We start from the raw sequence: 13691 nt of genomic DNA, 5'->3' as shown, positions 1-13691 counted from the left end.
TGCGCGAATTTTTTTGCCCGACCGAGGTCTCAACAAGACATCGTCTTGAGAGGATCTGCCATGCGTTCTTGGACACGTCCCTGGGCCCTGGGTCTGGGTATCGGCTTGCTCGCCGCGGGCGGTGCGCTGCCGGCCCTGGCGCAGACGGCTGACAGCGCCACAGGCGGCGACGACTCGAGCCTGAGGGTGAAGGCCGACAGCGGCCAGCCGCAGCCGCCGGCCAATGCGTCCCAAGTGGACCGTGAGTCGATCGAGAAGTCCGGCGGGGTGGGGCGCGACAACGCCGCCTTTACCGACGGCGGCGCCCAGACACCGGTGGATCAGCGCCCCAATGCGCTGAGCTTCGACCAGCTCGACGTCGACAACGATGGCGTCATCGACCGTGACGAAGCGGTCAGCGCCAATCAGCAGGCGCTGTTCGAGCGGCTCGCCGACCCCGAGGCCGGCGGCATTACCCATCAGCGCTTCCGCGAGGCGATGGGCTCGGATACCCTCGCGCCCACCGAGTGACCCGGCGTGCGCTTACCGTATCTTGGTTTCCCTACCGATAGCGCAAAACGAAAACGCCCGGCCAGTGGCCGGGCGTTCTGCGTTGATGCGATTTCGGTACCGCTGCTGTCTCGGCTCCGTCAGTCGACCACGGCGGCGATCGCCTTGGCCACGTAGGGCAGGTTCTCGCTGGTGAAACCGGCCACGTTGGCGCGACCAGAGCCGACCATGTAGATGCTGAACTCGTCGCGCAGGCGCTTGACCTGCTCGGCACTCAGCCCGGTGTAGGAGAACATGCCGCGCTGAGCCGCGACGTGGGCGAAGCGCTTGTCGAGACCGTAGGGCGCAAGCGCAGTGACCAGATCGCTGCGCAGGCCGTTGATACGGTCGCACATCTCGGTCAGCTCCTCGCGCCATACCCGGGCCAGTTCCGCCGACTCGAGAATCTCGGTGACCACGGCCGCGCCGTGGGAGGGCGGGTTGGAGTAGTTCTCGCGCGCCACGATCGCCATCTGCGAGCGCACGTTCTGCATCTGCTCGGCATTCTTGGCGATCACGATCAGGCAGCCGGTGCGTTCGCGGTAGAGGCCGAAGTTCTTCGAGCAGGAGCTGGTGATCAGCACCTCGTCGAGGTTCTCGGCCATCAGCCGCACGCCGTAGGCGTCCGCTTCCAGACCCTCGCCGAAGCCCTGGTAGGCGAAGTCCACCAGCGGCAGCAGGCCGCGCGACTTGACCACTTCCAGCACCTGTTGCCACTGCTCGCGGTCGAGATCGAAGCCCGAGGGGTTGTGACAGCAGGCGTGCAGCAGCACCACGTCACCCTGCGGCACCTCCTTGAGCGTCGCCAGCATGGCGTCGAAGTCGAGGCGGTTGTCGGCGCTGACATAGGGGTACTTGCGCATCTCGATGCCGGCGGCGTCGAAGATGCCCAGGTGGTTGGGCCAGGTGGGGTCGGAGAGCCAGATGCGCTTGCCCGGCAGGTTCGACTTGATGAAGTCCGCCGCCAGCCGCAGGGCGCCGGTACCGCCCGGGGATTGCGTGGCGCTGGCACGATCGGCCGCCAGCACGGGGGAGTCGGCGCCCAGCACCAGTGGCAGCAGCACCTTGCCGTAGCGCGGATCGCCGTGCGAGCCGATATAGCTCTTGGTCTGCTCGTGCTCCAGCAGATACGCCTCGGCCTGCTTCACGGCGCGCATGATCGGCGTATGGCCGTGGGCATCGCGATAGACGCCGACGCCGAGATCGACCTTCTGCGGATTGCTATCCTGGTTGTAGGCTTCGATCAACCCGAGAATGGCATCCCCGGGAACGCGCTCGATCTTCTCAAACATTGGCGTGCACTACCTCGTCGATTCTGGCGGCCATGGTGATAGGCCGGTGGTGTAACCGGCCTGGCGTATCGTACAAATTCAGCGGTGGATCGGCGACCTCGCGGGGCGCCCGGTTTCATGATGCCACCGCGCCTGCGCCCGCGCCACTCGCTGGCGCTGCCCCGAGCCTGCGATACTCTCAGTGCCCACTGGCGTCGAGCGCCGAGCTCGGTTCAACTGAAGCCGACCACCTCGTGGGGCACGTAGGGAGCCTCCAGCGCGGCGATCTCGTCCTCGCTCAGGGTGATATCGAGTGCGCCCAGCGCTTGATCGAGATGATGCGCCTTGCTGGCGCCGACGATCGGCGCGGTGATACCGGGTTTCTGCAACAGCCACGCCAGGGCGACCTGGGCCGGCGATACGTTACGCTTCGCGGCCACCTGGCCCAGCGCCTCGATCACCGGGGCGTCTCGATCCTGGCCCAGGTTCCAGGCGCGCATCTGCTCGTCGCTGCGCGCGCGGGTGGTGCTGCCCTCGCTGCCCACCGCCTTGCTGCCGGCGAGAATGCCGCGCGCCAGCGGGCTCCAGGGGATCACGCCCACGCCCTGGTCGCGGCACAGCGGCAGCATCTCGCGCTCCTCCTCGCGGTAGATCAGATTGACCATCGGCTGCATGGTGACGAAGCGCGTCCAGCCGTTGCGCTCGGCGACGTGCTGCGCCTTGGCGAACTGCCAGGCGTGCATGCTGGAGGCGCCGATATAGCGCGCCTTGCCCGCCTTGACCACCTCGTGCAGCGCTTCCATGGTCTCCTCGATGGGGGTGTCGTAGTCCCAGCGATGGGTCTGGTAGAGATCGACGTACTCCATCCCCAGCCGGCCGAGCGAAGCATCGATGGCGTGGTGAACATGCTTGCGCGAGAGCCCGCGTTCGTTGGGCGAGCGGTTGCCGGTGGGGTTGTAGACCTTGGTCGCCACCACGACCTCCTCGCGCCGGGCGAAGTCGTTGAGCGCCTTGCCCACCACGCGCTCGGACTCGCCGTCGGAGTACATGTCGGCGGTATCGAAGAAGTTGATTCCGGCCTCCAGCGCCTGCTGGATGAAGGGCCGGCTCTGGGCCTCGTCGAGCACCCAGTCGCGCCAGCGTGGCGTGCCGTAGGTCATGGTGCCGAGACACAGTGGAGAGACCTTGAGGCCGGTCTGGCCGAGACGACGATATTGCATGATGGGGCTCCCGAATGCGTGTACGCCTTCCAACTTAGCAGCCAGCGGATAGCGCGTGGTGCGAGACCTACCTAGCGCATAGCGCAAGGCCTGACTAACGCGGAGCCTCAGGGGACGAGGGATCACCCGATAGGTAGTGAAAAAAAGTCTATTCTGATATCTGAGATATCATTAAAGATATTTAGAAACGACTATCGATGCTTTAGACTGAGTGCGTATCAAGTCTCAATGGGTGGAGCGTGCCATGATCACCGGTCCTCAAATGCGTGCCGCCCGCGCCCTGCTGGGCATCGATCAGCGTGCCCTGGCGGCGCTGGCGGGCGTTTCGGTACCCACCATCCAGCGCATGGAAGCCAGCCCCGGCACCGTGCGCGGCGTCATCGGTAGCCTGACCAAGGTAGTGGAGGCGCTGGAGCGTGCCGGTGTCGAGCTGATCGGCGATGAGGCGATCAGCCAGGCCAGCGGGCGCGGTGTGCGTCTCAAGACCGCGCCCGGCGGGCCCTAGGCACTGTCTGAAAAGTACTGCGCTCACCCATGCGGCGTTAAAAATCGACTCAAAATGCTCATTTACACCCCGTAAACTCCGCGTTTTCGCCGATTTTTGCCTTGCCTGGCCTTCGCTCGTCGACTTTTCAGACAGCGCCTGATCCCGCCGATATCACCTTCCACGCTCGACGCTAGAGGCCTCGCCCACCATGAAGCATGTCCGCACCGCCAAGGCGCCGGGTTTCGCGGCGCTGTTCACACCCAAGCTGGTGACCGTCCTGCGCGAAGGCTACGGGCTCGCCAAGCTGCGCGCCGACCTGGTTGCCGGGCTGACCGTGGCCGTCGTCGCACTGCCGCTGTCGATGGCCATTGCGATGGCTTCCGGCGCCTCTCCCGCTCAGGGGCTCTACACCTCGATCGTCGGTGGTTTCGTGGTCTCGCTGCTGGGTGGCAGCCGCTTCCAGATCGGCGGGCCGGCGGGCGCGTTCATCGTGCTGGTGGCGGCGACCGTACAGGCTTATGGCATGGCCGGGCTGCTGCTGGCCACGCTGCTGTCCGGGGTGATGCTGGCGATGATCGGCTGGCTGCGGTTGGGCAGTCTGATTCGTCTGATTCCCTATCCGGTCACGGTCGGTTTCACCGCCGGGATCGCGCTGATCATCTTCGCCAGCCAGCTCAAGCCGCTGCTGGGGCTGACCTTCGCCGGGCAGGAGCCCGGCCCGCTGTTGGAGAAGCTGCCGGCGATCTGGCAGGCGTTGCCCACGGTCAGCCCGGTCACCCTGGCGGTGGCGCTGGCGACCATCGCGAGCATCGTCGTGATCAAACGCTGGCGGCCGCGCTGGCCGGGCATGCTGGTAGCGATAGCGGTGTCGGCGGTGGTGGCGACGCTGCTGGATCTACCGGTGGCGACCATCGGCTCCGCCTTCGGCGGGATTCCGCAAACGCTGCCGATGCCGTCGCTGCCGGCACTCTCCTGGCACCAGGTGATCGAGGTGCTGCCCAGCGCCGTGGCCTTCACCCTGCTGGGGGCGATCGAGTCGCTGCTCTCGGCGGTGGTGGCGGACGGCATGAGCGGGCGGCGTCATCGCGCCAACTGCGAGCTGGTGGCGCAGGGCGCGGCAAATATCGCCTCGGCGCTGTTCGGCGGTATCTGTGTCACTGGCACCATCGCGCGCACGGCCACCAACGTGCGCGCCGGCGCGGTAAGCCCGATTGCCGGTATGCTGCATGCGCTGTTGCTGCTGCTGTTCATTCTGGTGGCGGCGCCGCTGCTGAACTACATCCCGCTGGCGAGCCTGGCCGGGGTGCTGGCGGTGGTGGCCTGGAACATGGTCGAGAAGCACGCTTTCGCCAGCCTGCTGCGGGCGTCGCGGGGCGATGCCGCGGTGCTGCTGATCACGCTGTTGCTGACCGTCTTCCGCGACCTGACCGAGGGGATTCTGGCCGGCACGCTGCTCGGTGCGCTGCTGTTCATCCAGCGCATGTCGCACAGCGTGGGGGCGGCGCAGATGCCCTGGGTGCCGGAGGACGTGGCCGACGCGAGCCTGGACTACCATGACCCGGGGCTTTCGCCTGCCGATCCCGAGCTGGTGGTCTATCGGCTCTCCGGCGCCTGGTTCTTCGGCGCCGCCACCTCGATCGAGTCGATCCTTTCGCGGGTGTCCGATCGCCACCGCGGGCTGATTCTCGACTTCACCGAGGTGCCCTTCATCGATGTCAGCGCCGCCCGTACCCTGGAGGGCGTACTCAGCGCCTCGCGCCGTGCCGGTATCCGCATCGCCCTGACCGGCACCCGCAGTGACATGCGCCGGGTACTGTTCGCCAACGGCGTGCGGCCACCGCTGGTGCGCTATGAACGCTCCATCGAAGCAGCGGTGAAGAAGCTGCGCGGCTGACGGCACGCTTGTCCATCCTGGGTGATGATATGTCCCGTTCCGAACGTCTGTTCGACCTGTTGCAGGTATTGCGTCGTCATCGTCGCCCGGTGAGCGCCAGCGTGTTGGCCGAGGCGACCGGTGTCAGCGTGCGTACGCTCTATCGAGATATCGCCAGTCTGCGCCAGCAAGGCGCGTCGATCGACGGTGAGGCGGGCGTGGGCTATGTGCTCAATCCCGGCTTCCTGCTGCCGCCGCTGATGTTCTCGGCCGAGGAGATCGAAGCGCTGGCGCTGGGCCTCAAATGGGCCGGAGAGCGTACCGACGGGCCCATGGGGCTGGCGGCGCGGGAGGCCATGGCCAAGATCGAAGCGGTTCTGCCCGCGGCATTGCGCCATCGTTTCGAGGACGATGCCCTGGTTATCGTCCCCAACTGGGAGCCCTCGACGCGGGAAGACCTGCCCCTGATTCGTCAGGCTCTGAACGAGGAGCGCAAACTGTCTCTGGATTACACCGACCAGACAGGGGCGAGGACAGAACGGATCGTGTGGCCGGTGAACGTGGGTTTCTTCGATTCGATCCGGGTGCTGACCGCCTGGTGTGAGCTGCGTAATGCCTATCGTCACTTCCGCATCGATCGCATCCTCGGGGCCAGCATATTGCCCGAGAGAACCCCCAGGCGGCGTCACCAGATGATGAAGGAGTGGCGCAAAACGCTACTGACAAAAACTGACAGTGGTGAGCGCTAGAGTCTCCTGACACCCACCAGACGCCAGGAGAACACCATGAGCCCGGAATTGATCTTCTACACCAACCCCCAGTCACGCGGTAATACGGTGCAATGGATGCTGGAGGAAGTCGGCCAGCCTTACGAGACCCGAGTGCTGAGTTTCGGCGCCACCATGAAAGCGCCCGATTACCTGGCCATCAATCCCATGGGCAAGGTGCCCGCCATTCGTCACGGCAGTGTCGTGGTCACCGAAGCGGCGGCGATCTGCGCCTATCTGGCCGACGCCTTCCCCGAGGCTGGCCTGGCGCCGATATCGGCTGCGCGTGGCGACTATTACCGCTGGCTTTTCTTCACCGCTGCCTGTGCTGAACCGGCCATGTCCGACCATGCCGTCGGCTGGAAAGCCGATACCCCCGAGATGCAGCGACAGTCCGGCTACGGGTCGTTCGAGATGACCTATGACGTACTGGCAGGCTGGTTGGCCGGACGCGCCTTTGTCGCGGGTGAGCGCTTCAGTGCGGCGGACGTCTATCTGGTGTCGTTGCTCAACTTCGGGATGACGTTCGACGCGATTCCGCGTCGGCCGGAATTCGACGCCTACGTCGCCCCGCTGCTGGAGCGTCCCGCCAAAAAGCGGGCCGAGGCGAGAATTGCCGAGCTGATGGCCGCGTCTGACCCGACAGCCCTGTAGAGATGCGGGGCTACTGTCTCAGTGGCCCCGCTCCCGACAGGCCTGGCGGCATAGCGTCCATCACCTCGGCTAGGTGGAGTCACCCGTCTGCGGCGGCGATCAGCAGGGGCGGCGCGCTTCGAGTCGGTAAGCGCACCGTTACCCGGATCGTCATGACCTGAAACCGTAACCTTGGCATAATGCGGCGCTTCACGAGCACCCGCGGCAGCGCCATGGGCGGGTGCGGTTTTTCCTGTCTGGAGTCGACATGACCGCCTGGAACAAGCTGCTGGTCGCGACGACGCGGCTGCTCGATCTGCATGACAGTGCCCACGAGCCGGGGTCGCCCTTCGTCCAGGTCACCCAGGAGCAGCGGCGCGGCCTGCGTGACGGCTACTGGCTCGATCTGGGCTGCCTGCTGCTCGACTACCTGCTCGAGGTGGATTTCGCCACCAACAGCGCTTTCGTCACCCAGCGCCGCTGCCTGTCGCATCTGCGCGGCGAGTACCCGTCGCTGCCGGCGGACGATCTGAGTTTCGTGATCAATCTGCTCGCCACCCCCAGCGAGATCCACTATCGCGAGTGGCAGGCCGGGCCCGCCGGCGACGAGCTGGCCCCGGGCGATCGCAGCGTGCGCAGTACCAAGCGCACCGCGCTGATCGAGAAGCAGGGACAGACCGGCCAGGTGCGTCTCACCCCGAGTGGGCGCCAGGCGGTGACCCTGGCCAGTCAGGTCGAGGATCTGCTCTATTCCGAGTATGACGCGGCCAAGGTGGTGGCGGCGCTGTCGCGGGGCGACTACGCCCGGGTGCCCGATATCACCCAGCAGATCCTGATGGCGATCCGTGCGCTGACCCAGGAGCTGCGCCGGGTGCGCGAGAACCCCACCCACGAGGGCAAGCTGGCGGCGCTGGAGGAGAACGAGCGCCACTACCACAACGCCCTGAGCACGATCCAGAACACCCTGCTGAGTGCCCGCGCCCAGCTCGCTGCCCCCGGCGTCGCCGAGCACTTTGCCCACTGGGCCGAGCAGCAGGAGACGGAGTGGGACCTGCGCATGCTCTCGGGGGCGATCGGACGCGTGCTCAACGCCATCGAGAACCTGTCGCGGCGCCTCTCCGAGCTGCTCTCCGACATCGCCGAGGGGCGCATCCAGTCGATGGGCGTGATCGACTTCGCCGGGTTGGCCCAGCGCCTGCTGCTGGCACCACCGCCGCAGCGCCTGCAGGACGCGGTAGTGGCGCGCATGATGCCGCTGGGCACGCAGGTGGCGATGCCCCGGGTGGAGACGCTGCTGCCGCTGGTGGAGACCCGCCGCGCCGAGCGCAGCGGTGCCGCGCTGGTGTTCGACGAGGCCGGCGACCGGCCCGGGGCCGATCCGCTGCTGGCGCGCTATCTCAAGGCGCGCGGCCCGGCGCTGCGCCAGCGTCTGCGCCAGGCGCCGCTGTCGCTGCCCGAGGCGCTGCGCGAGGGCTGGCACCGCTTCGACGACGAAGCGCTCGACTGTCTGCCCCAGCTGCTCAACACCTTCGTCGATACCCAACTGCTCGACGACCAGCTCAGCGTGGGGATCGACGACACGCCCTTCGCCATCGAATTGCCCGACGGGCGCCGGATCGAAGGCGCCGTCACACCGTCGCTGCGCGTACGCGAGACGACGCTGCCAGACCAGGACGTTTGACTATGAACATGATGGAAATGGGCGAAGTGGTCGCCTACCTGCTGCGCTATCGCACCGCCGAGCGCGTCCCCAGCGGTGGCCGCAAGCGGCGTGCCGCGCGCGAGGGTCAGCTCTCCGAGCGTGATGTCTGCGCGCTGATCGACGACGCCCAGGAGAGCGAGCGCGAGGCGCTGCGCGACTTTCTCGCCGGCCAGGGCATGCGTCTCAAGGTGTTCGAGGCCGGTGACTATCCCGGTATCGCGCCGGGCTCGCGCTTCTTCGCGCTGCTGCCGGACCCGGAGCTGGAGCAGCCGCCGCTCTATACCCGCGATGCGGTGTTCGAGGCGCTCAAGCTGCGCCAGGAGAGCCGCGCCGAGCTGGCGCTGTGGTATCTGCAGCTGTGGCTGCTGCTGCACACCCTGATCTACACCCGCCTCAACCGCGCGCTCTCCGATGTCAGCCGCTATCAGGAGGCGACTTTCGTCACCCGTGAGCTGGTCGAGCTGGTACGCGATCAGCTCGAGATCCTGCGCGGGCTGGGCGAGAGCGCCCCGGAGAACAGCCGGGTGCTGCTCGACGAGCGCGGCGAGGATATCCCGCGCCGGGTCAAGGCGTTCATCGATCTGCTGGTACGCGCCGGGCATCTCGACCTGGTGCGCGAGTCCGGCGACGAGGACGTGTGGCAGCAGACGCTGCTGGGGGCGCTCGAGGCCGAGCAGATCGGCGTCCACCACCTGACCCATCTGATCGAACTGACCGCCGCCGAGGGTAGCGACGGCGAGCGTCTTCTGGCGACGGCGGAGACGCCTGACGTCGAGGCAGACTCCCAGTCGAGCGCCGCTGAAGAAGGTGAGGCGAACACCATGGCAGATGACGAGCCAGTCACCGAGGAGGACGAGGCCGCAGCCGCCGGGTTGCAAGACAAGGCCCCCGGGGACCAGGAAGACGAGGAGCCGCGTCAATGAGCGTCATTCACCGCATCGAGATCGCCAACCTGCTCAACAAGCACGGTGATATCGCCTCGCCGTGGGAAGCCAAGATGCGCCACCTGCTGATCGATCTGCGCGGGCAGTCGAGCGCGATCAGCATGGAGAACGGTTTCGGCAAGACCACCATGGCCGAGGCGCTGATCGGCATGCTCTCGCGCGACCGCCAGCTGCTCACGCGCACGCGGCGCAAGTGCTCGCCCTCCAAGGTCGCCGGTGAAGCGCGCAGCTGGACCCATCTGCGGGTCGAGTTCCGCGCCCAGCAGGGCAGCACCCAGCAGGACGACATGCTCGCGGTGGCCGGCGAAGAGGTCGCCGGCGAGACCTTCGTCTTCGGCATGTACGGCTACAGCGACGGCAGCGGCCTGGTGTTCTACCACTACCCGGGTCAGCTCTCCGACGTGCCGGTGCACCATATCACCCGTGACGGCAAGCTGGCGCTCTACGCCAATACCGACTTCCAGAGCCTGATGCGCGCCCACGGGGTCACCCGCGCCACCAACCGCGAAGAGTGGCTGGAGGCGGTAGGGGTGCACATCTCACGGCGCGAGCTGGCCCAGCTGGCGGCGTTCCAGAAGGAGGGCGGTGCCGACAAGAGCCAGATCTTCAACGCGATCAAGCCACGCGCCGGCGAGAAGGCCGATCAGGCATTCTTCTATGAAGTGCTGGCGCCGCAGATTCTCTCCGGGGCCACCCGCGGCGAGACCGACGAGGAAGAGGAGCTGATCGAGGACGTCATCCTCAACTCCGGCACCCGCATCACCGAGCTGCGCCACCGCCTGGCCGAGGCCGAAAGCGATCAGCAGCGCGCCGACGACAAGGTCGAGCGGCTCGCCACCCTCAACGAAGAGGGCGAGAGCCTGCTCGAATCGCGACGCCAGCTGGCCGCGCTGGACGCCTCGCTGCTCGAGGCCGAGCGGCTGCTCGGCGGCCAGGCGCTGGCGCCGCTGCCGGGGCTGCCGGGCCAGCGCGAGGATGCCGAGACGCTGGAAGCCGGCGTCGCCGAGGCGGCGAGCGGGCTGGCCTGGGCGATCGGCGACACCGAGCGCCCGCGGGTCTCCACCTGGCTGCTGGCCAAGCTGAGCCGGCAGGCCGAGCGCAACGTGCGCCTGGCGCTCTCCGAGCGCGGGGCGCGGGTCGACACCCACCGCCGCCTGGTGCATCTGCCCCAGGCGAGCTGGATCGTGGCCCGCGACATTGGCCATGTCGCCTTCGATCAGGCACGCGCCTGGCTCGCCGACAGCCACGCCTTCGCCGATGACGCCGCGCGCTACCGCGCCCTGGGCGTGCTCGACGAGGCCGCCGAGGCGTTCGAGGGCCTCGACGGCAACCGCTTCCGCGAAGAAGTGATCGCCGACCGCGAGTACCGCCGTTCGCTGCGGCTGGACGCCGAACAGCTCGACGAGTCGCTGGAGCGCCTGGAGCAGGAGCGCGAGCAGCTGGAGTCGCGTCAGCGCGACTTTATCGACAACCAGAGCGTCTACACCCAGGCGCTTGCCGAGGGGCTGTTCAGCGAAGCCGAGCTGGAGACGCCCGAGGCGACCCGTGAGGCCGCCCGCGAGGCGCTGGAACAGGCGCGCCGCGAGCATGCCGAGCATCTCGGGCGCATGGGTGAGCTCAAGCAGCCGGCGCAGTGGTACGCGGACTTCGAACGCGAACATCCCGGCGCCACGCCGGAAGCGGTGCTGGCCCTCAAACAGGAGCGCCAGGAGACGTTGGAAGCGGAACTCGGCGAGTGGGACGCCCAGGCCGCCAATCTCAACGCGCAGCGTGATCGGGCCCGTGAAGCGCTGCAGGCGCGGCGCGAGCAGCGCCAGCGCCTCGAGGGCGAACTGGCGCCGCTGGCCGCCGGACGTCAGGCGTGGCAGGCGTTCAATGAACAGTGGCCGGCGCACTCGGCGATCGGCTTCTGGGACGCGCGGCGCGCGTCACTGAGCGAGCACGAGCAGATCCTGGCTGATGCGCGGCGCGAGCTGGCCGATCTCGACGCGCGCCTGGGGCGTCTGGCGCCGCTGGAAGACGCCGCCGAGCGCTACCGCCACTGGCATGCCGACGCCGCGCCGGTGCATCTGCGCGATACGCTCTACCGTCAGTCGCGGGAGTGTCAGGACCGGCTGCACGAACTGAGCCAGCAGCGCGGCGAGCTCGAACGTCTGGTGCAGGCGCAGGCGGACTTCGGCGACTGCAGCGAGCAGTCGCCGGAGGCGTGGCTCAAGGATGCCAAGGCGCGCTATCCGCGGCTGCTGCGCGAGCGTGAAGGGCTCGAAGAGGCGATCGAAGCCCGCGAGCGCTATCTGCAGAGCCTGAGCGGCGACCCGCTGGCGCGGCTGGCGGCCGAGAGTGACGCGCAGCGCCTGCTCGAGGCGCGCGAGATCGCCTTCCGCCCGCTGCATGAGGTGCTGGCCGCGGCCGAGGCCGACACCCAGGTGCGTCGCGACTGGCTGGCCCAGGCCGCGGGGCAGCTGTTCGCGCCGGTGGTCGAGGGCGAGGACGCGGCGCGCGAGGCGGCGCAGTGCCTGATCGATGGGGGCTGCGGGGTGCCGGTGCTCGAAGGCGAGCGGCTGCGTGCCACGTTGGCCCGCGGCGAGCTGCCGCTGGGGGCGATCCAGGGCGTGGAGACGCTGGCGGTCAAGGCCGCGCTCGATCCGGCCTATCTCACTGCGCTGCGCGACGAGACCCAGCAGCGTCTTGAGATCGACCACCAGCGCCTGGCGGCATTGGGCGCCGAGATCGAGCGTCTCGACCCGCACGGCGAACGCTTCGCTCTGGCGCTGCGCGCAGCCGAGGCCGTGAGCCGCGAGGCAGCGGTGGAACTGGCGGCCCTGGAGGAGCGCCAGGCTTGCCTCCTCGCCGACCAGGAGGCGCTGACGCCGCGCCTCGGCGAGGCCGCGCTGAAGGCGATCGACGACTACCAGCGCTTCCTCGAAGAGGGGGGAGGCGGCGCTCGCCGCGGCGCGTCAGGCGCGCGCCCAGGTCGAGGAGCGCCTGGCCGAGCATACCCCCGAGCGCGAACGTCTGGCGCGGGAGTTCGAAACCCACGGCGAAGGCTGGCTGGCAGCGGAGCGCTTCGCCAGTGCCGGCGGTGTCGAACGTCTGGAGGAGATCGACGCCAGCCTCGCCGCGGTGGCCGAGGAGGCGGCGGAACTCGAGGAGACCCTGGCCGAGCTGACGCTGGAGAGCGAGGCGCTGGACGCGCGCCGCGACAGCCACCGCGAGCAGCTGCGCCAGCTGTTCGCCGACGGCGAGCGCGAGCGTCTGCGCCGCCTGGCGGCGTTCGTCGCCGAGGACGGCCCGGTCTTCATGCAGCAGGCCGAGCAGCGCGAGGCTGCGCTGCAGGCCGCTCTGACCGCTGCCAGCCGGCGCGCCGACTTCGATTTCGAGCGCATCCGTGCCTTCCTCGACGTGCGCGACGAGAAGGGCGGCAACCGCACCCTGGAGCGCGATATTGGGCGGCTCAAGCAGACGCTCAAGGAGACCCGCGACAAACGCCGCCACAACGGCCGCGAGCAGGAGGCGCTGGAGAGCCGCCTGGCACGCCATCAGCAGGCGCTCAATATCACCGACCAGCTCGCCGTGGCCTGGCTCGAAGTGCTGCGCCAACTGCCCGAGGGCTGGGCCGAGCGCGCCCTGGCCGACCCCGGCGCCGGCTGGCCGCAGGACCACGCCGAAGCCGAACGCCTCGATGCCGCCCTGGCCGACTGGCGGCGCTGGGCGCACGCCTCACTCGACCCGGACGATAGCGATGCCTTCGACCCGGCGGCGTTCGAGACCTGTCAGCAGACCCTGCTCGATGGCCTGGGCGGGCTCAATCTGGGCGAGCGTGCGCGCAACCGCGAGCGCCAGGCCCGCGATGTCGGCGCCCGCGAGAAGGCGCTGGCGCTGTCACTGGAAGCGGCCAGCGCCAGCCGGCTGTTCAACGAGTCCGAGCGCGCTCGTCTGGGCACCCTGGAGGGCGTTAGCCACGAGGCGCTGGAGTCGCTGCGCGGCCTCCATCGTCAGCTCCAGGGCCAGCTCGACGAGCACCGCACCCGGGTTACCCGGCTGCACGCCTCACGCGAGCAGATCGAGGACACGCTGGTCGAGCGTCTGAGTTCGATCATCATCGATGCCGCCGGCAATCTCGAGATTCTCAAGCGGGTGGCGAGTCGTTCGAGCGACGGCGGTGCCTACTTCGAGGTCAAGGCGGCGCTGATCGCCGACGATGCCGTGCGTGAGCTGATCCAGCAGCTGCTGGCGGATATCGACGCCCACCTGGCGGTGCAGCGG

General features: G+C 68.1%; 10 protein-coding genes. 8 read left to right on the top strand and 2 right to left on the bottom strand.

Annotated features, from left to right (window positions below):
* Positions 1–60: 60 nt before the first annotated feature.
* Positions 61–510, top strand: a complete 450-nt coding sequence (locus tag QO259_RS10720; RefSeq protein ID WP_285949975.1) for an EF-hand domain-containing protein — start codon at positions 61–63, stop codon at positions 508–510.
* 119 nt (positions 511–629) lie between these two features.
* Here QO259_RS10720 and QO259_RS10715 read toward each other — a convergent pair whose 3' ends face one another.
* Both QO259_RS10715 and QO259_RS10710 read right to left on the bottom strand, forming a co-directional pair.
* Positions 630–1820, bottom strand: coding sequence for an amino acid aminotransferase (locus QO259_RS10715; RefSeq protein WP_285949974.1), 1191 nt, complete (start codon positions 1818–1820; stop codon positions 630–632).
* 212 nt (positions 1821–2032) lie between these two features.
* Positions 2033–3019, bottom strand: coding sequence for an aldo/keto reductase (locus QO259_RS10710; RefSeq protein ID WP_285949973.1), 987 nt, complete (start codon positions 3017–3019; stop codon positions 2033–2035).
* Positions 3020–3263: 244 nt separating this feature from the next.
* On the opposite strand from QO259_RS10710, the gene QO259_RS10705 reads away from it, so the two are divergent.
* The 7 genes from QO259_RS10705 to QO259_RS10675 all read left to right on the top strand — a co-directional run bounded on the left by QO259_RS10705 (position 3264) and on the right by QO259_RS10675 (position 13165).
* Positions 3264–3524, top strand: a complete 261-nt coding sequence (locus QO259_RS10705; RefSeq protein WP_207037089.1) for a helix-turn-helix domain-containing protein — start codon at positions 3264–3266, stop codon at positions 3522–3524.
* A gap of 190 nt (positions 3525–3714) precedes the next feature.
* Positions 3715–5400 carry a SulP family inorganic anion transporter gene (locus tag QO259_RS10700; protein WP_285949972.1) on the top strand — a complete coding sequence of 562 codons (1686 nt, stop codon included), beginning with the start codon at positions 3715–3717 and terminating at the stop codon, positions 5398–5400.
* A gap of 8 nt (positions 5401–5408) precedes the next feature.
* Complete coding sequence (locus QO259_RS10695; RefSeq protein ID WP_285949971.1) at positions 5409–6128, top strand: helix-turn-helix transcriptional regulator; 720 nt, start codon at positions 5409–5411, stop codon at positions 6126–6128.
* Between the two features lie 36 nt (positions 6129–6164).
* Complete coding sequence (locus QO259_RS10690) at positions 6165–6800, top strand: glutathione S-transferase family protein (RefSeq protein WP_285949970.1); 636 nt, start codon at positions 6165–6167, stop codon at positions 6798–6800.
* Between the two features lie 247 nt (positions 6801–7047).
* A complete protein-coding gene (locus tag QO259_RS10685) occupies positions 7048–8460 on the top strand; it encodes a hypothetical protein (protein WP_285949969.1) in 1413 nt (470 codons plus the stop codon).
* 2 nt (positions 8461–8462) lie between these two features.
* Positions 8463–9404, top strand: coding sequence for a hypothetical protein (locus QO259_RS10680; RefSeq protein ID WP_285949968.1), 942 nt, complete (start codon positions 8463–8465; stop codon positions 9402–9404).
* Complete coding sequence (locus QO259_RS10675) at positions 9401–13165, top strand: coiled-coil domain-containing protein (RefSeq protein ID WP_285949967.1); 3765 nt, start codon at positions 9401–9403, stop codon at positions 13163–13165. The genes QO259_RS10680 and QO259_RS10675 overlap by 4 nt, the downstream gene beginning before the upstream one ends.
* The last annotated feature ends 526 nt before the right edge of the window (positions 13166–13691 follow it).

Source organism: Salinicola sp. JS01, assembly GCF_030284585.1.
Taxonomy (GTDB): Bacteria; Pseudomonadota; Gammaproteobacteria; order Pseudomonadales; family Halomonadaceae; genus Salinicola.
Note: the sequence above shows the minus strand (reverse complement) of the source record. Positions and strands in the feature narration are given on the sequence as shown.

Bases quoted from the DNA above. Each gene is read 5' to 3' on its own strand.
- QO259_RS10715 (WP_285949974.1), bottom strand. From the start codon at position 1,820: ATGTTTGAGAAGATCGAGCGCGTTCCCGGGGATGCCATTCTCGGGTTG.
- QO259_RS10705 (WP_207037089.1), top strand. From the start codon at position 3,264: ATGATCACCGGTCCTCAAATGCGTGCCGCCCGCGCCCTGCTGGGCATC.
- QO259_RS10690 (WP_285949970.1), top strand. From the start codon at position 6,165: ATGAGCCCGGAATTGATCTTCTACACCAACCCCCAGTCACGCGGTAAT.
- QO259_RS10685 (WP_285949969.1), top strand. From the start codon at position 7,048: ATGACCGCCTGGAACAAGCTGCTGGTCGCGACGACGCGGCTGCTCGAT.
- QO259_RS10680 (WP_285949968.1), top strand. From the start codon at position 8,463: ATGAACATGATGGAAATGGGCGAAGTGGTCGCCTACCTGCTGCGCTAT.
- QO259_RS10720 (WP_285949975.1), top strand. From the start codon at position 61: ATGCGTTCTTGGACACGTCCCTGGGCCCTGGGTCTGGGTATCGGCTTG.
- QO259_RS10675 (WP_285949967.1), top strand. From the start codon at position 9,401: ATGAGCGTCATTCACCGCATCGAGATCGCCAACCTGCTCAACAAGCAC.
- QO259_RS10700 (WP_285949972.1), top strand. From the start codon at position 3,715: ATGAAGCATGTCCGCACCGCCAAGGCGCCGGGTTTCGCGGCGCTGTTC.
- QO259_RS10710 (WP_285949973.1), bottom strand. From the start codon at position 3,019: ATGCAATATCGTCGTCTCGGCCAGACCGGCCTCAAGGTCTCTCCACTG.